Below are 16,175 nucleotides of genomic sequence, written 5' to 3'. Positions count from 1 at the left end.
GGTCGGGCGCGGTTGGATCAAAACCGGCCTTGATGCGAAGTGGCTGCCCACGCTTGAGCTTTGTGATCAGCTCGGCCTCGACCAGGAGTTCATCTGCACCACGCTTGATCAGCGCTAGCTGCTCTTCAACCGACTTCATAACCGCCCCGTAATGCCTTATTTCAAAGGGAAACAACCATACAAGATCAGCGCCCAAATACAAGTTCTGACAATAGGAGCATGACGAATCGCGGAGCGTGCCGATCACAAGCTTGCCTCAGGCGAGATTTGGTTATATTTTATACAGTTATTTCATCTTCATCATGTCATTCATCTTTTCCATTTCATCTTTTTCAAAGTCAAAATTACCTATGACCGACACTCCGTCTAAAGCGCCACCGCTTTATCCGAAGAGCCACCTGCTCGCAGCCAGCGGTATCGCCGCGCTGCTTAGCCTGGCTCTCCTTGTATTTCCATCCAGCGACGTCGAAGCCAAACGAACAAACCTTACGCTGGAACTCGACACACCTGCCGATCAGATCGAGCAAGAACAAGACGCTCAAGAACAGACTCAAGCCACAGACGCGCCCGTAGATTCTCCGTTCGCTCAGATCGAAGGTGATGCGGCTGAGCCGGCCGAAACAGCCAAGGCCTCCAACGACACCAAGGCCGCGCCGAAAGACATTGCTACTGCCAAAGGCCCGACGCACCGGGAAGTGGTGGTATCGAAGGGCGATACGCTGTCGACATTGTTCAGCAAAGTCGGTCTGCCCGCGACGGCAGTGCACGACGTGATTGCCAGCGACAAGCAAGCCAAGCAGTTCAGCCAGTTGAAAAATGGCCAGGTGCTGCAGTTCGAACTGTCGCCTGAAGGCAACCTCAAGCAACTGCACAGCAAGCTGAGCGAGACAGAAAGCATCAGCTTGTCTCGTACAGACAAGGGCTACACATTTACCCGTGACGTGAGTAAACCCAACATCCGCACTGCCTATGTGCATGGCATGATCAACAACTCGCTGTCGCAATCCGCCCAGCGTGCAGGCCTGAGCCACACCATGACCATGGAGATGGCAAACATCTTCGGCTACGACGTCGACTTCACCCAGGATATCCGCAAGGGTGACGAATTCGATGTGATCTACGAGCAGAAGGTCGTCAACGGCAAGACGGTCAGTACGGGCAATATTCTTTCGGCGCGCTTCGTAAACCGCGGCAAGACTTACACCGCTGTGCGTTATACGAACAAGCAGGGCAATACCAATTATTACACCGCAGACGGCAACAGCATGCGTAAGGCATTCATCCGCACGCCAGTCGAATTCGCCCGTATCAGCTCACTGTTCTCATCCGGTCGCAAACACCCGATCCTGAACAAGATTCGCGCCCACCAAGGCATCGACTACGCTGCACCTCGTGGCACCCCCATCAAGGCGACCGGCGATGGCAAAGTCATTCTTGCCGGGCGGCGCGGCGGCTATGGCAATACCGTGATCATTCAGCACGGTGAAACCTACCGAACGCTGTACGGCCACATGCAAGGTTTTGCCAAGGGCATCCAGTCCGGATCCAGCGTCAAGCAGGGTCAAGTCATTGGCTATATTGGAACCACCGGGCTGTCGACGGGTCCTCATGTTCATTACGAGTTCCAGGTAAACGGCGTTCATGTCGATCCATTGGGGCAGAAGCTGCCGATGGCTGATCCGATCGCCAAGTCCGAAAAACAGCGGTTTATGCAGGAGAGCCAACCTTTGATGGCTCGCATGGACCAGGAAAAGGCCACCATGCTGGCCTCGAGTAAGCGCTGACCCATGACTTTATATGTAGGTGTAATGTCCGGAAGCAGTCTGGATGGACTCGACTTCGCGCTGGTAGAACAGGATGACCGACCACGTCTGCTCGGCACCTACTACATTCCCATGCCCGACGATCTTCGCGCCGAGCTGCTTGGGCTCTGTGCCAGCGGGCCGGACGAGCTGGCGCGCGCCGGCATTGCCGAGCAGAAATGGGTTCACCTCGCGGCTCAAGGCGTACTGGCCCTGCTGGATCAGCAGAATGTTTCAGCCGGTGAGATCCGCGCCATCGGCAGCCACGGTCAGACGATTCGTCACGAGCCGGCTCGCGGCTTCACCATCCAGATTGGCAACCCTGCCCTCCTGGCCGAGCTGACGGGAATCACCGTGGTCAGCGACTTTCGCAAGCGCGATATCGCTGCAGGTGGCCAAGGCGCGCCGCTGGTTCCGGCATTCCACGAAGCGCTGTTCGACGATAACAAGGACTACCGCGCCGTGCTCAACGTGGGTGGGTTCAGCAACCTCAGCCTGATCGAGATCGACAAACCGGTTTCCGGCTTCGACTCGGGTCCAGGCAATGTGTTGCTCGACGCCTGGATTCAGGCGCAGCGCGGCGTGAGCTATGACCGCGATGGCGCATGGGGCGCGAGTGGGACAGTCAATGATGCGCTGTTGAAGTCCATGCTCAGCGATCAGTTTTTTCAAACCAAGGGCCCTAAGAGCACGGGTCGTGAAGTGTTCAACCTTGGCTGGGTTCATCACCACCTGTTTCAGATGCCGACGCTGAGACCTGAAGACGTGCAGGCGACGCTGCTCGAGGTCACCGCATTGAGCATTACTGAGTCGCTGCAATCGGCACAGGCGCAGACCAAAGAACTGCTGATCTGCGGCGGCGGTGCTCACAACAAGGCGTTGATGGATCGACTGGCGGCGCTACTGCCGGCAACAAAGGTCACGAGCACGGCGGAGTTCGGCGTCGATCCTGATTGGGTCGAGGCGATGGCATTCGCCTGGCTCGCCCACTGCGCACTTGAAAGCGTACCCGCCAATCGTCCGAGCGTCACGGGGGCCAAAGGCTTGCGTGTTCTGGGTGCCATCTACCCGGCTTAAGCGCAACGCCCGAAATGCAAAACGCCGCACAAATGCGCGGCGTTTTTGTGCGTACCGACTGGATCAGATCGAAAACGAAGAGCCACAGCCACAAGTAGTCGCGGCGTTGGGGTTCTTGATCACGAAGCGAGAGCCTTCCAGACCCTCCTGATAATCCACCTCCGCACCTGCCAGGTACTGGAAGCTCATAGGGTCGACCACCAGGCTGACGCCCTCGCGCTCGACGATCGTGTCATCTTCGGCAACGTCTTCATCAAAAGTGAAGCCGTACTGAAAGCCGGAACAACCGCCACCGGTCACGAAGACGCGGAGCTTCAGGCGATCATTGCCCTCTTCGTCGACCAGGGTTTTCACCTTGTGCGCGGCACCGTGGGTGAATTCCAAAGCCACAGGGGTAAAGGATTCAACGCTCATGCTCAAAATCTCCCGGCGCTAAGCCGTCATAATGCGTAATGTCGCGCATTATCCGCTTCTCCTAGAAAATTGGTCAACTATTGTCACGGCAGCCACAAGCCACAAGCGACAAGCTGCAAGAAACAGCCTGCTATCGGCTTACAACTTGAGGCGCGCGACTTGACGCCGTTAAGGCAACATCCCCGCGTGGGACAGACCCAGGCGCTCATCAAGGCCAAACATGATGTTCATGTTCTGCACGGCCTGGCCCGAAGCGCCTTTGACCAGGTTGTCGATGACCGACAGCACCACCACCAGATCGCCATCCTGCGGACGGTGCACCGCCATGCGGCAGACGTTGGCTCCACGTACGCTGCGGGTTTCCGGATGGCTGCCGGCGGGCATCACGTCGACGAACGGCTCATTGGCATAGCGCTTTTCGAACAACGCCTGCAGATCGACCGACCTGTCGGCGACGGTCGCGTACAAGGTGGCGTGAATACCACGGATCATCGGCGTCAGGTGCGGCACGAAGGTCAGCCCGATATCACCGCCTGCAGCACGACGCAGCCCTTGGGTGATTTCGGGAAGATGGCGATGCCCTTTTACGGCATAGGCCTTGAAGCTCTCGCTGGTTTCGGAATACAGCGAGCCCACACTGGCGCCGCGTCCTGCTCCACTGACGCCCGACTTACAGTCGGCGATCAAACGCAACGGATCGGCCAGGCCCGCTTCGAGCAGTGGAAGAAAACCCAGCTGAGTTGCGGTCGGATAGCAACCCGGTACCGCAATCAGGCGTGCGCCCTTGATGTGCTCGCGATTGACTTCCGGCAGGCCGTACACCGCCTCGTCGAGCAGTTCCGGCGCGCCGTGGGGCTGGTTGTACCACTTGGTCCACTCGACCGGATCCTGCAGACGGAAGTCGGCGGAGAGGTCGATGACCTTGGTGCCGGCGGCGAGCAGTTCGCCCGCCAGCGCATGTGCGACTCCGTGAGGCGTGGCGAAGAACACCACGTCGCATGCGCCAAGCACTTTGACATCCGGCACGCTGAATGCCAGACCGTCATAGTGACCGCGCAGGTTCGGATACATGTCAGCGACAGGCAGACCTGCCTCGGAGCGCGAGGTGATCGCAACCACTTCAGCCTCTGGATGTTGCGCCAGAAGACGCAGCAACTCGACGCCGGTGTAACCCGTGCCGCCGACGATACCGACCTTGACCATAACCTGCCCCTCAACGAAACCACTGGAAAGCCGCTGATCATATGGGCCGATCGCCAATGGGACAACCGCGAACGTGACGTACGGGCGCCGATGCCACTACTATTTGGCACCGTGTCCCTGGAAAAAAACCAAAATGCTCTATCTCTGGATCAAAGCGCTGCATATCGTCGCGATGGTGTGCTGGTTCGCCGCCCTGTTCTATCTGCCGCGATTGTTCGTCTATCACGCCATGAGCGAAGACGCCGTAAGCCGCGAGCGTTTCTGCACCATGGAGCGCAAGTTGTACCGGGGCATCATGATGCCCGCGATGATCGCTACCCTGATATTCGGGATCTGGCTGATCGTCCTCGCACCGGGTTTCCTGCAGCAAGGCTGGTTGCACGCCAAGCTCACCCTCGTCGTCCTGCTGATTGGCTATCACCACGTCTGCGGCGCGCAGGTCAAACGCTTCGCCCGTGGAGAACCAGGCCGCAGCCACGTGTTTTATCGCTGGTTCAACGAAGTACCCGTGTTGATCTTGCTGGCGGTGGTCATTCTGGTTGTCGTCAAACCGTTCTGAAGCGCATCGCTCACATCATATGAACTCAAGACAAGGAAGCCGGCATGGCGGAGCACTTCAAGATCGTTTTCGAGGGACAGTTGCGAACAGGGGTTGAGCTGCAAACTGCACGTCTGAACCTGGCGCAGCTGTTCAAGACCGACGTGTCCGGCGTTGACCGTCTCTTCACCGGGAAACCCGTGACCATCAAGCGCAGCCTGACGCGGGACGACGCGCAGCGCTATCTCGCGGCACTGAACGATGCAGGCGTCGAAGGCCGTATCGAGCTTGAGGAGCCAGTGTCACTGAGCCTTGATGAAGTGGTGGAAGACGTTTCTCAGCGTCCGGCTTTCGAGCCTGCAGCATCGCCCTACGCACCGCCGCGCACGCCGGTCGCACAAGACTGGCCCGCCGTGGGCGAATTGAAGGTGTTCTCCATTCAGGGGCGAATAGGCCGCTTGCGCTATCTGGCGTGGAGCCTGGCGCTGGTTGCAGTTGGCCTGCTGGTCGCCGCCCTGTGCGTCGGCGTTCTAAGCGTTTCGCTGGTGGCGGGCGGACTGCTCGGCACCGTTGCCCTCGTCGCGTTCGTGGTTGTCAGCATCCAGATCGGCGCCCAGCGGTTGCACGATGCCGGTTGGTCAGCCTGGTTGCTGTTGCTGAATCTGGTACCAGTAGTGGGCAGCTTCTTTCCGATCGTAATGATGGCCGTCCCCGGCAGCACGGGCCCGAATAGGTATGGTCCGCCGCCGCCAGGTAACACACCGCGCGTCAAGGTCCTCGCCATCCTGTGGCTTGCGGTGCTTGCGCTGGTGTTTATCGTCGCGATGATGGGTGGCATGGAGACTGTTCAAGAGCAGGTCGAAGCCACCACCAGCGAATACGAGGAAGCGCTGCCGTACGACGATGACGCGGAACAACCGGTCGTTCCCGTTGATCCTGTAGATATTGGTGACTCGTCCGACAGCAACGACGACCAATAACTATCTGGCAGCAAGGACGCTGTCTTAATACGAGCTGCAAACACTGGAGAATTGCATGACCCGTTACGCCATGGTCACAGGGGCATCCAGCGGTATTGGCCTGGCGATGGCCGAAGCCCTCGCCCGCCGGGGTCGCAACCTTATTCTGGTGGCCAGGCACCGGGAGATGCTTGAGAGCATCGCAATCGAGTTCACCCAACGCTTTGGCGTGGAGGTGCTGTTCCGCGCCTGCGATCTGGGTGAGCCACTGCGCCTCTCGGGCTTTCTGCTTGAACTTGAGGAAGGCTCGCGAAGTATCGATTTGCTGGTCAACTGCGCGGGTATTGGCAACAGCGGGCCGTTTCTAGCCCAAGAATGGGCGCAGGAGCAGGACCTGCTCGACCTTAATGTGCTCGCGTTGACGCGCCTCTGTCACACAGTTGGCAACCTGATGGCGGTGCAAGGTGGCGGCCAGATCCTCAACGTTGCGTCGATCATGGGCTTTCAGCCTGGGCCGTGGATGAGCACCTACGCCGCGAGCAAAGCGTATGTACTGCATTTTTCCGAAGGGCTTCGCGAGGAGCTGCACAAAACCGGCGTGAAGATTTCGGTGTTGTGCCCCGGGCCGACGCGAACGGCGTTTTTCCGCACCGCACAGCTGGACGCCGGCAAGTTCACCCACGACAAACACATGACCGCCGAGGAAGTTGCGCTGTACACGGTTCGCGCGCTGGACAAGAACCGTGCGGTGATCATTCCCGGTTGGCGTAACAGGCTGCTGACACGCCTTCCGCGCTTCGCCGGTCGCTGGATGACGCGAAAACTCTGGGGCTCGATTCTCAAATCTCGTACGTCAGTCTGACGCAGCACATCGCAACAAACGTCTGGGCGTGACCCGGGACGCTCAGTACACTGCCTTCATCCCCCTCGAAACGGAGCAAGAAGGCTGTGGATACTTTGTTCACCAAGATCATCAACCGGGAAATTCCGGCGAAGATCATCTATGAAGATGATCAGGTACTGGCTTTTCACGACATCGCCCCACAGGCGCCAGTGCATTTTCTGGTCATTCCGAAGAAGCCGATCGCCACCCTCAACGACGTGACTGAAGATGATAAGGGCCTGCTGGGCCATATTCTGTTCACGGCGCAGCGCCTGGCGAAAGAGCTGGGTTGCGAGGATGGCTTCCGCGTGGTCATGAACACCAACGAAAAAGGCGGGCAGACCGTCTATCACATTCATATGCACGTGCTGGGTCAGCGCCAGATGAACTGGCCGCCGGGCTGAGTCATTCCATTCATGCTTCGTCGCCCCGTCGCAGGCGTGCTCTGCGCCTCGGCGGGCTGATGCCGGACAAGCCCGGTTACATCGTTTGAGGTAGACTGGCCACCGTGGATTTACCCGGAGGCGCCCATGGCTACCGAACGTCACTATTCCCCTATCGACCGCTTTCTGCTTCAGGCCGACGCTGCGATGAAGACGCTGCTGCCCGTCAGCGCGCACGCCCACCGTCCCTCGCCTGCCATCGTTCAACCCGACGTCAAGATGAATGAGTCCGACACCCGGCATGTGGCCGGGCTCATGCGCATCAACCACACTGGCGAAGTCTGTGCTCAGGCGTTGTACCAGGGGCAGGCGCTGACTGCGAAACTGCCTCAGGTACGCAAAGCCATGGAGCACGCCGCCGAGGAAGAGATCGACCATCTTGTGTGGTGCGAGCAACGCATTCACCAGTTGGGCAGTCACACCAGTGTGCTCAACCCGCTGTTCTACGGGGCTTCGTTTGGTATTGGCGCGGTGGCTGGCCTGATCAGCGATCGAATCAGCCTGGGCTTTGTTGCCGCGACGGAAGATCAGGTGTGCAAGCATTTGAATGAGCATCTGGAGCAATTGCCGGTCGAGGACGAGAAGTCCCGGGCGATTCTCGAACAGATGCGCGCCGACGAGGAGCATCACGCAGAAAGCGCGATCGAGGCAGGCGGTTTCCGCTTCCCGGCGCCGGTGAAATTCGGCATGAGCCTGATCGCCAAAGTCATGACCAAGACCACCTACAGGATCTGATCGGATCTGCGGCGACCGGCTTCTCTTACGGGGCAAGGTAATCGCTGGAGGCTGGAAACAAGAAAGGCGCCTGAAGGGGCGCCTTTTTTATCGCTGAAACCTTAGACCGGCATGTTGCGGCCGTAGAAGATTTCGAGCATCTCGTGCTTCACGCGGCCAGTGACCTGCTCGCGCTGCTCTGCGGAGAGATTGCTGGTGGCGTCGCCGAACAGGTAGTTGTCCAGTTCGAATTGCTTGAGCAGCATTTTGGTATGGAACAGGTTCTCCTGGTACACGTTCACGTCAGTCATCTGGTAGCTGTCGCGCGTGTCGTCGGAAAGGTAATTCTGGATCGAGTTGATCTCGTGGTCGATGAAGTGCTTCTTGCCTTCGACGTCACGGGTGAACCCGCGCACGCGATAATCGACGGTCACGATGTCGGACTCGAACTTGTGGATCAGGTAGTTCAGCGCTTTCAACGGCGAGATCACGCCACAGGTCGACACGTCGATGTCCACACGGAAGGTGGCGATGCCGTCAACAGGGTGAATTTCCGGATAGGTGTGAACCGTGATGTGGCTCTTGTCCAAGTGCGCGAGGATGGTTTCCGGCAGCGGACCCGGCGATTCTTCGATCTGGCTGTCGGTCGGCGTAACCGGCTGCTCGGAGATCAGAATGGTCACACTGGCGCCTTGTGGGTCGTAATCCTGACGCGCGATGTTCAGGATGTTCGCGCCAATGATATCGACGACATCGGTGAGAATCCGCGTCAGGCGTTCGGCGTCGTACACACTGTTGATGTACTCGACGTAGGCCTGCTGGTCCTGCGGGGTTTCCGCATAGCAGATGTCATAGATGTTGAAGCTCAAGGTCTTGGTCAGGTTATTGAACCCGTGGAGCTTGAGTTTGCTTTTCACCGTTAAAAACTCTCTATATGGGTGCGGCGCTGGCCGCGTGATCAAGCATGCCCGTCAACTGAGCCCGGCTCAGCTGCGTAGGACGGTTAACACCTCTTCGCGTTGGCGATTTTGGTTGTCTGGTCGGAGGCGAGCCGGCTATCCGGCGGTCGCGCCCTGAAAAAGGGGCGCATTATGCAGACGTCAGAAGTCGCATGCCATAGCCTGCACCGCTTTTGTGAAAATTGAGCGTTGCTCAGCCCAGTTCGATGATCTCGTAATCGTGGGTGATTTCGACGCCGGCGTTACCCAACATGATCGACGCCGAGCAGTATTTCTCGGCCGACAGCTCGATCGCTCGCTTGACCTGCGTTTCTTTCAGGCCGCGCCCTTTAACCACGAAGTGCAGATGGATCTTGGTGAAGACCTTGGGATCTTCGTTGGCGCGCTCGGCTTCCAGAAACGCCTCGCAGCCCTCGATAGGCTGGCGGGCTTTCTTGAGGATGCTGACCACGTCGTAGTTGCTGCAGCCACCCAAACCGATCAGCACCATTTCCATCGGGCGAACACCCAGATTGCGACCGCCGCTTTCTGGCGGGCCGTCCATCACGACCACGTGGCCGCTGCCGGACTCACCGAGGAACATTGCCTCACCCGCCCATTGAATACGCGCCTTCATCACCGGACTCCAATGCTTGAAAAATGGCGGCCAGCTTAGCACAGGGCTTTACTGTCGCTGAGTAGGCCGGACATGCCCGAAAACGACGGAAATGTAGGAAATATCTGAAAAAATGGCTAATTGCCGGTCTTGAACTGCATCAAATCGGAAATACTGCCGATACCTCTAAGAATGCCTCAGGGCGCAGTTTTTTACGGGATACAGCCATGCTCGCCGTGCCGCCTCCGAACAAGATGAAAATCGCCGACAAACTGCTGCCCCATTCCCAGCGGCGAAAATGCCCGGCGAAGAGCAACATCATTTGCGAAGGCGAAGAATCGGACTCGCTGTACTTGATCATAAAGGGCTCGGTGACGATCCTGATCGAAGATAACGAAGGCCGCGAGATGATAGTGGCCTACCTCAATACCGGGGATTTCTTTGGCGAACTGGGGCTTTTTCAGCAGACGGCCGCCGGTGCACAGCGCAGCGCCTGGGTGCGCGCCAAAACCGAATGCGAAGTGGCCGAGATCAGCTACGCCAAGTTCCGCGAGCTCAGTCAGCATGATCCCGAATTGATGTACGCCATCGGTGCGCAGATCGCCGAGCGGCTGCGCAATACCACGCGCAAGGTCGGCGATCTTGCGTTTCTGGACGTCACTGGCCGCGTTGCCCGCAGCCTGCTTGATCTATGCAAACAGCCTGACGCGATGACTCACCCCGATGGCATGCAGATCAAGATCACTCGCCAGGAGATTGGCCGTATCGTGGGGTGTTCGCGGGAGATGGTCGGTCGCGTGCTCAAGGCGCTCGAGGAGCAGAACCTGGTACATGTTCGGGGCAAAACCATGGTTGTGTTCGGTACTCGCTAACGACGTGACCGATGCCCGCAGCTGAATCAGATCCCGGCGAGCAGTCGCGTGTAGCGTTCGCTCAGGCGGTGGAGAAAATCTGGCACTTCGAACAGTTCGTGCAAGGCGATATGGCTCTCTGCTTTGCAGCGCTGCTCCAGCTCGCACGTCTCGTTAAAACGGTTGACCGCATTCACCATTGCCACGCGTTCGTCATCCAGCAGCATCGCAGCATGAGCCAACACCACCGGCCGCTTGCCACCCTGACTCTGCCGCCAGCGCTGCGCCGTACCGACCATCTTGCGAGCGTTGAGGTTGACGTTGAAACGGCCATCGCAGAAGGCGCCTTCAACTTCGCCCAAGGATGCATTGCCACCCGATTCAATCAGCGTATCGAGGATCGGCTGACACAGGCGCATGTAAGCGTTTTCGATGCGGTCGCGATCCAGGTCGGTGTCCGGCTGCACATACACAAGCGCCACATTCACCGTCGAGGGTGATTGCGGCACGGGCTCGCCGCCACTTTCACGCAACAGCACGGGCCAACCACTGTCGGCGAGCGTTTCGCTGGCTTCAGTGAAGCCGGGAAGACGGCTCAACCGCCGCGGCATGACCAACGCGCGATCCGTAGGCCGCCAGAACAGCAAACCACTATCGGCGTGCCCATCACACACCGATGCCAGCAGATCCTGCTCAGCCTTGAGGCCGGCTTCAACGCAGGTGTCCAAAAGCTGAAGGGTCATGCTGCCTCCTGACGCAAGTGGCGATGGCTTTCTGGACTACAACGATAGATCAGTCCAGCCCGCCGGACTTGATCGCCGTGCCTTTCTCCGGGAAAAACAGCCGCTGCAGTTCCACGCCCGGCTTCTCGGCGCGCATGAACGCCTCGCCAACGAGGAAGGAATAGACGTCGTTGATCTCCATCAGCTCGACATCGGCGCGGTTGAGGATCCCGCTTTCAGTGATGACCAGACGATCACGGGGAATACGTGGCAGCAGATCAAGCGTGGTTTCCAGACTGACATCGAACGTGTGCAAGTTGCGGTTGTTGACGCCCACCAGCGGGGTATCGAGGGTTTTTAGTGCTCGCTCCAGCTCGTCGCCATCGTGGACTTCAACCAACACGTCGAGGCCGACACCTTTGGCAACTGAGGCCAGCTCGGCCATCTTCGCGTCGTCCAGTGCCGAGACAATCAGCAGAATGCAATCGGCGCCCAATGCCCGCGCTTCGACGATCTGGTACGGGTCGATCATGAAGTCCTTGCGGATCACCGGCAGCGAACACGTCGCCCGGGCTTGCTTCAGATACTCGTCAGCGCCCTGGAAGAAATCAATGTCAGTGAGCACAGACAGGCAGGTAGCCCCGCCGGCTTCGTAGCTCTTGGCGATTTCCGCCGGCTGGAAGTTTTCGCGGATCACGCCTTTGCTCGGCGAAGCCTTCTTGATTTCTGCAATGACGGCCGGCTGCTTGCGCTTGGCCTGAGCAATCATCGCTTGAGCGAACCCACGCGGCGCATCGGCTACTTTCGCCAGAGTTTCCAACTCGGCGAGGCTGACGCTGGCTCGACGCGCAGCGATTTCCTCGACCTTTCGGGCCAGAATCTTTTCCAACACCGTCGGCACACTCATTCTTCATTCTCCTGCTTGAATACCGCGGTAAAGGCACCCAGTTCTTCCAGCTTTTCACGAGCCAGGCCCGTGTGCAGTGCATCGTGAGCCAGCGCCACGCCTTCTTTCAATGACGACGCATGGTCAGCCGCGTAAAGCGCAGCGCCGGCATTGAGCACGATCATTTCAGCGGCTTTCTGACCGTGCTCGGATTTGCGCCGACCCAGCGCGTCGCGAATCAATTCCAGCGATTGCGCCGGGCTGTCGACCACCAGGCCGAACAGGCTCTGGCTCTTCATGCCCAGGTCTTCCGGCTGTACCCAGTACTCCGTCACTTCGCCGTTCTTCAGTTCCGCGACGAACGTCGGTGCGGCAAGGCTGAATTCGTCCAGGCCATCCTGGGAGTGCACGACCAACACATGTTTGCTGCCCATGCGCAGCAGCACCTCGGCCAATGGCCTGCACAGCGCCTGACTGAACACGCCGACCACCTGATGTTTGACGCCGGCCGGGTTAGTAAGTGGACCGAGCATGTTGAACAGTGTGCGCAGGCCCAGTTCCTTGCGTGGTCCGGCGGCGTGTTTCATCGCGCCGTGATGGGTTTGGGCGAACATGAAACCGATGCCGACGCTGTCGATGCAGCGCGCCACTTGCACCGGGGTCAGGTTCAGGTAAACGCCTGCGGCTTCCAGTAAGTCAGCGCTGCCACTCTTGCCGGAGACCGCGCGATTGCCGTGCTTGGCAACTGTGCAACCGGCCGCCGCGATCACGAACGAGGCAGCGGTCGATACGTTGAAGATGTTCGCGCCATCGCCGCCGGTGCCGACGATGTCAACCACGCCGTCGAGGGTTTTGAGTTGGACCTGATCCGCCAGCTCGCGCATGACCGACACCGCACCGACAATCTCGTCGATGCTTTCACTCTTCATGCGCATGCCCATCAGAAATGCGCCGATCTGCGCCTGGGTGCACTGGCCGGTCATGATCTCGCGCATGACGTCGCGCATTTCATCGGTGCTCAGGTCCAGTTGATTCACAACCCGGCCCAGCGCCGTTTTGATATCCATTGCCATGTCGAAGTCCTTAACCCTGACGGGTGCCGCCGGTCTGCTTGAGGAAGTTGGCGAACAGCTCGTGGCCCTGCTCGGAGAGAATCGATTCAGGGTGAAACTGTACGCCCTCAACGTTCAGGGTTTTGTGACGCAAGCCCATGATTTCATCGACAGAGCCGTCTTCGCGCTGGGTCCAGGCGGTCAGCTCGAGACAGTCGGGGAGCGTCTCGCGCTTGACCACCAGCGAGTGATAGCGGGTCACGGTCAGCGGATGCTTGAGACCTTCGAAAACGCCTTTGTCCTCGTGAATCAGCTCGCTGGTCTTGCCGTGCATGACTTGGCGCGCACGCACCACGTCACCGCCAAACGCCTGACCAATCGACTGATGGCCCAGGCAGACGCCGAGCAGGGGGAGCTTGCCCGCGAAGTGTTTGATCACGTCAATGGACACGCCCGCTTCATTGGGCGTGCACGGCCCGGGGAGACGACAATGCGTTCGGGGTTCAGGGCTTCGATCTCGGCGACGGTCATTTCGTCATTGCGAATCACTTTGACATCGGCACCTAGCTCGCCCAGGTACTGCACGACGTTGTAGGTGAAGGAGTCGTAGTTATCGATCATCAGCAGCATGGTGCTTAACCTTTTGAATTACTGACTTCTAACGTGGCCTTCTGTTTTCTGACCGCAGTTGCACGCTGAGAGGTCGCAGGACGGGTTCCGGCGAGGCACTGCAAAACCGAGGCATCAGAAGGCATATCAATACAGATCCGGCAGGGCCGGCGGGGAAATAGTCAGGCGCGCCAACGCCAACGGGCGTGGCCCTTGATAACGCGCATCAAGAAGCTGCTGACAATCGACACAGGAAAGGTCTCGTTCATACGTTGCCGCACAGTAGCGTACCGCCGCAGGGCGCGCAATATCGCAGTGCCCGTATGGCCCGACCCGGCGGCCGATTGGCAGGAACCGGGCGCCTGCAAGATGCAGATCGCAGCTTGAAGACCAGTACAGAATATTCGCCGTGAATGCCACGGCATCGTGGGCGATTTGTGTCGCGGCTGCTACCTTCTCGTACAGCACTGAAAACAATAAGGGATGCCCCCATGCTCAAAGCCACACTGCGCTGGCCGTTCGCGGCTTGCCTGCTCTCGCTCGCCTGCTCCTCGGCCCTGGCCGCCTCTTCCCCCTACTCCACGATGATCGTGTTCGGCGACAGCCTCGCCGACGCCGGGCAGTTTCCCGACGCGGGCGGACCACCGGGCGCCACCTTGCGCTTCACCAACCGCACCGGCCCAACGTACCTGAACGGCAGCGGCGAGGCATTCGGTCTGAACTCATCGACGTTGCTGGGCGGAATGCTAGGCGTGGCGCCCGGTGATCTGCAGGCGTCGACCTCCCCGTTCGCGCGGCGCAAGGGCTGGCAGACGGCAACAACTGGGCCGTGGGCGGCGATCGGACCGACCAGATTCTCGCGGCGATCACCACCCAATCACAGGTTGCCAATACCGACGCGGCGACGGGCGTGACCACGGTGTTCCGGACGCGACCCGGTTATCTGGTTGAAAACAGCTCGCGGGCTGACCCGAACGCCCTCTATTACCTGACCGGAGGCGGCAACGACTTCCTTCAGGGCCGAGTGCTGAGTGCCGGACAGGCCGTCAACGCGGCAAACAACCTGGCCAACGGCGCACAAATCCTGTCCCAGGCCGGCGCCCGTTACATCATGGTCTGGCTGCTGCCGGACATCGGCCGTACACCTGCGGTATTCGGCACGCCGTTGCAGGTGCCGTCGACGTTACTGAGCGGGGTGTTCAACCAGCAGTTGGTCAACCGCCTGGGGCAAATCGATGCCGAGGTCATTCCGCTCAATGTGCCGGGGCTCATACGTGATGTTCTGACCGATCCGGCGCGCTACGGGTTGGCGGCCGATCAGAACTTGATCGGCACCTGTTTCAACGGCAACAACTGCACCGCCAACAGCGTTTTCGGAATTGGCGGCCTGACGCCGGATCCGACCAAGCTGCTGTTCAACGACGGCGTGCATCCGACCGTTGCGGGCCAGCGATTGATTGCCGACTACGGTTATTCGATTCTGTCCGCACCATGGGAAATCACCCTGCTGCCGGAAATGGCCAACGGCACGTTGCGCGCGCAGCAGGATGAACTGCGCAGTCAGTGGCTGGCGGACTGGGGCAACTGGCAGAACGTCGGTGAATGGCGCGCCATCGTCGCCGGTGGCGGTCAGAAAATGGATTTCGACGCGCAAGGCAATTCAGCAAGCGGAGACGGTCATGGCTACAACCTCACGGTGGGCGGCAGCTATCGTTTCGCTGAGGACTGGAGAGCAGGCCTGGTGGCGGGCGCTTATCGGCAAACCCTTGAAGCCGGCGCCAAGGATTCGGACTACAAACTCAACAGCTATATCGCGACCGCATTCGTGCAGTATCAGGCGCAACACTGGTGGGCAGACCTGGCGGCCTCGGGCGGCAAACTCGACTACGACAACCTCAAGCGCAAGTTCGCACTGGGCATCAGCGAAGGCGCAGAGAAAGGCGACACCAAAGGCGATCTGTGGGCAGTAAGTGGGCGCGTGGGCTTCGATCTGGCCGAGCCGAGCAGTCGCTGGCATTTCTCGCCGTTCATCAGCGCCGACTATTCCCACGTCAACGTCGATGGTTACTCGGAGAACAGTGCTCGCGCGACGGCACTTAATTACGACGACCAGACGCGCAAGTCGAAGCGGCTCGGCGCGGGGCTTCAAGGCAAGTTCGACGTCACCCCGCAGACCCAGGTGTTTGGCGAAGTGGCCCATGAACGCGAGTTCGACACCGATCAGCAGGACGTGACCATCGCGCTGAACAGCGTGCCGGGGGTGGACTTCGATCTGAAAGGCTATGACCCACAGCGCAGCTTGAATCGCGCAAGCCTGGGCGTGAGCCAGAAGCTGGCGCCCGACCTCACACTGCGTGCCGGTTATAACTGGCGCAAGAATGATGACGTGACGCAGCAAGGGATAAATCTGGCGGTGAGTCTGGATTTCTGAAGCCCCTAGTGGGGATTTGTGTTCGGCATAAAAAACG

16 protein-coding genes and 2 pseudogenes (1 of these 18 running past the window's edge) are annotated in these 16,175 nt (G+C 59.2%); 9 read left to right on the top strand and 9 right to left on the bottom strand.

Translation table 11 applies throughout. The features are described from left to right. Positions 1 to 139, bottom strand: partial view of a tyrosine--tRNA ligase gene (gene tyrS, locus JN403_RS07085; protein WP_205486518.1) — the 5' end (the start) only. It extends 1,061 nt beyond the left edge of the window; 139 of the gene's 1,200 nt are visible here — the first part of the coding sequence; it begins with the start codon at positions 137 to 139; the stop codon falls past the left edge of the window. Positions 140 to 350: 211 nt separating this feature from the next. Between tyrS and JN403_RS07080 the strand changes: the two genes are divergently transcribed. Both JN403_RS07080 and JN403_RS07075 read left to right on the top strand, forming a co-directional pair. After that, the gene (locus JN403_RS07080; RefSeq protein ID WP_205487248.1) at positions 351 to 1,784 is read left to right on the top strand and encodes a peptidoglycan DD-metalloendopeptidase family protein; all 1,434 of its coding nucleotides are present in this window, start codon (positions 351 to 353) and stop codon (positions 1,782 to 1,784) included. Between the two features lie 3 nt (positions 1,785 to 1,787). Then, positions 1,788 to 2,879: an anhydro-N-acetylmuramic acid kinase gene (locus tag JN403_RS07075; RefSeq protein ID WP_205486510.1), complete on the top strand. Its 1,092-nt coding sequence runs from the start codon at positions 1,788 to 1,790 to the stop codon at positions 2,877 to 2,879. A gap of 63 nt (positions 2,880 to 2,942) precedes the next feature. Here JN403_RS07075 and erpA read toward each other — a convergent pair whose 3' ends face one another. Together erpA and argC are read right to left on the bottom strand one after the other, a co-directional pair. Beyond that, positions 2,943 to 3,293, bottom strand: coding sequence for an iron-sulfur cluster insertion protein ErpA (gene erpA, locus JN403_RS07070; protein WP_122536594.1), 351 nt, complete (start codon positions 3,291 to 3,293; stop codon positions 2,943 to 2,945). 168 nt (positions 3,294 to 3,461) lie between these two features. After that, positions 3,462 to 4,496, bottom strand: a complete 1,035-nt coding sequence (gene argC, locus JN403_RS07065) for an N-acetyl-gamma-glutamyl-phosphate reductase (protein ID WP_205486508.1) — start codon at positions 4,494 to 4,496, stop codon at positions 3,462 to 3,464. Positions 4,497 to 4,629: 133 nt separating this feature from the next. Here argC and hemJ point away from each other — a divergent pair, with 133 nt between their 5' ends. The 5 genes from hemJ (at position 4,630) to coq7 (ending at position 8,054) form a co-directional block, all read left to right on the top strand. Then, a complete protein-coding gene (gene hemJ, locus JN403_RS07060; RefSeq protein ID WP_122536592.1) occupies positions 4,630 to 5,055 on the top strand; it encodes a protoporphyrinogen oxidase HemJ in 426 nt (141 codons plus the stop codon). Positions 5,056 to 5,099: 44 nt separating this feature from the next. Further along, complete coding sequence (locus JN403_RS07055; protein ID WP_205486506.1) at positions 5,100 to 6,014, top strand: DUF805 domain-containing protein; 915 nt, start codon at positions 5,100 to 5,102, stop codon at positions 6,012 to 6,014. A gap of 55 nt (positions 6,015 to 6,069) precedes the next feature. Beyond that, the gene (locus JN403_RS07050) at positions 6,070 to 6,855 is read left to right on the top strand and encodes an SDR family oxidoreductase (RefSeq protein WP_205486503.1); all 786 of its coding nucleotides are present in this window, start codon (positions 6,070 to 6,072) and stop codon (positions 6,853 to 6,855) included. A gap of 86 nt (positions 6,856 to 6,941) precedes the next feature. Continuing rightward, on the top strand, positions 6,942 to 7,280 hold the full coding sequence (locus JN403_RS07045) for a histidine triad nucleotide-binding protein (RefSeq protein WP_065991361.1): 339 nt from the start codon (positions 6,942 to 6,944) through the stop codon (positions 7,278 to 7,280). A gap of 126 nt (positions 7,281 to 7,406) precedes the next feature. Further along, the gene (coq7, locus tag JN403_RS07040) at positions 7,407 to 8,054 is read left to right on the top strand and encodes a 2-polyprenyl-3-methyl-6-methoxy-1,4-benzoquinone monooxygenase (RefSeq protein WP_122624544.1); all 648 of its coding nucleotides are present in this window, start codon (positions 7,407 to 7,409) and stop codon (positions 8,052 to 8,054) included. A gap of 101 nt (positions 8,055 to 8,155) precedes the next feature. On the opposite strand, the gene speD is transcribed toward coq7, so the two are convergent. Continuing rightward, positions 8,156 to 8,950: an adenosylmethionine decarboxylase gene (speD, locus tag JN403_RS07035; RefSeq protein ID WP_037019204.1), complete on the bottom strand. Its 795-nt coding sequence runs from the start codon at positions 8,948 to 8,950 to the stop codon at positions 8,156 to 8,158. A gap of 235 nt (positions 8,951 to 9,185) precedes the next feature. Next, positions 9,186 to 9,608 (bottom strand): OsmC family protein, encoded by a 423-nt coding sequence (locus JN403_RS07030; RefSeq protein ID WP_205486500.1) that lies wholly within the window; start codon positions 9,606 to 9,608, stop codon positions 9,186 to 9,188. A gap of 206 nt (positions 9,609 to 9,814) precedes the next feature. Here JN403_RS07030 and crp point away from each other — a divergent pair, with 206 nt between their 5' ends. Next, on the top strand, positions 9,815 to 10,459 hold the full coding sequence (gene crp / locus JN403_RS07025) for a cAMP-activated global transcriptional regulator CRP (RefSeq protein WP_205486498.1): 645 nt from the start codon (positions 9,815 to 9,817) through the stop codon (positions 10,457 to 10,459). 26 nt (positions 10,460 to 10,485) lie between these two features. Here the strand turns inward: crp and JN403_RS07020 are convergent, their stop codons facing one another. From JN403_RS07020 to JN403_RS07005, 4 genes and pseudogenes are all read right to left on the bottom strand, one after another. Further along, entirely contained in the window at positions 10,486 to 11,181 is a 696-nt protein-coding gene (locus JN403_RS07020) for a lipoate--protein ligase family protein (RefSeq protein ID WP_205486489.1), read from the bottom strand. A gap of 49 nt (positions 11,182 to 11,230) precedes the next feature. Next, a complete protein-coding gene (gene trpC / locus JN403_RS07015) occupies positions 11,231 to 12,067 on the bottom strand; it encodes an indole-3-glycerol phosphate synthase TrpC (protein WP_205486487.1) in 837 nt (278 codons plus the stop codon). Then, entirely contained in the window at positions 12,064 to 13,113 is a 1,050-nt protein-coding gene (gene trpD / locus JN403_RS07010) for an anthranilate phosphoribosyltransferase (protein ID WP_122536611.1), read from the bottom strand. Before trpD ends, trpC begins: the two co-directional genes overlap by 4 nt. Before the next feature lie 16 nt (positions 13,114 to 13,129). Beyond that, positions 13,130 to 13,728 (bottom strand): annotated as a pseudogene (locus tag JN403_RS07005) (aminodeoxychorismate/anthranilate synthase component II). Positions 13,729 to 14,198: 470 nt separating this feature from the next. Between JN403_RS07005 and estP the strand changes: the two are divergent. Beyond that, a pseudogene (estP, locus tag JN403_RS07000) lies at positions 14,199 to 16,138 on the top strand (esterase EstP). Positions 16,139 to 16,175 lie beyond the last annotated feature (37 nt).

The organism is Pseudomonas sp. 15A4 (assembly GCF_016925575.1).
Lineage (GTDB): Bacteria > Pseudomonadota > Gammaproteobacteria > Pseudomonadales > Pseudomonadaceae > Aquipseudomonas.
The sequence above is the reverse complement of the archived record's forward strand: the minus strand, read 5'-3'. Positions and strand labels throughout refer to the sequence as shown.

What these genes read in the sequence shown, in the direction of transcription:
- JN403_RS07080 (WP_205487248.1), top strand. Translation starts at nt 351, where the DNA reads ATGACCGACACTCCGTCTAAAGCGCCACCGCTTTATCCGAAGAGCCAC.
- JN403_RS07030 (WP_205486500.1), bottom strand. Translation starts at nt 9,608, where the DNA reads ATGAAGGCGCGTATTCAATGGGCGGGTGAGGCAATGTTCCTCGGTGAG.
- trpC (WP_205486487.1), bottom strand. Translation starts at nt 12,067, where the DNA reads ATGAGTGTGCCGACGGTGTTGGAAAAGATTCTGGCCCGAAAGGTCGAG.
- JN403_RS07050 (WP_205486503.1), top strand. Translation starts at nt 6,070, where the DNA reads ATGACCCGTTACGCCATGGTCACAGGGGCATCCAGCGGTATTGGCCTG.
- trpD (WP_122536611.1), bottom strand. Translation starts at nt 13,113, where the DNA reads ATGGATATCAAAACGGCGCTGGGCCGGGTTGTGAATCAACTGGACCTG.
- hemJ (WP_122536592.1), top strand. Translation starts at nt 4,630, where the DNA reads ATGCTCTATCTCTGGATCAAAGCGCTGCATATCGTCGCGATGGTGTGC.
- JN403_RS07075 (WP_205486510.1), top strand. Translation starts at nt 1,788, where the DNA reads ATGACTTTATATGTAGGTGTAATGTCCGGAAGCAGTCTGGATGGACTC.
- crp (WP_205486498.1), top strand. Translation starts at nt 9,815, where the DNA reads ATGCTCGCCGTGCCGCCTCCGAACAAGATGAAAATCGCCGACAAACTG.
- erpA (WP_122536594.1), bottom strand. Translation starts at nt 3,293, where the DNA reads ATGAGCGTTGAATCCTTTACCCCTGTGGCTTTGGAATTCACCCACGGT.
- argC (WP_205486508.1), bottom strand. Translation starts at nt 4,496, where the DNA reads ATGGTCAAGGTCGGTATCGTCGGCGGCACGGGTTACACCGGCGTCGAG.
- coq7 (WP_122624544.1), top strand. Translation starts at nt 7,407, where the DNA reads ATGGCTACCGAACGTCACTATTCCCCTATCGACCGCTTTCTGCTTCAG.
- JN403_RS07020 (WP_205486489.1), bottom strand. Translation starts at nt 11,181, where the DNA reads ATGACCCTTCAGCTTTTGGACACCTGCGTTGAAGCCGGCCTCAAGGCT.
- JN403_RS07055 (WP_205486506.1), top strand. Translation starts at nt 5,100, where the DNA reads ATGGCGGAGCACTTCAAGATCGTTTTCGAGGGACAGTTGCGAACAGGG.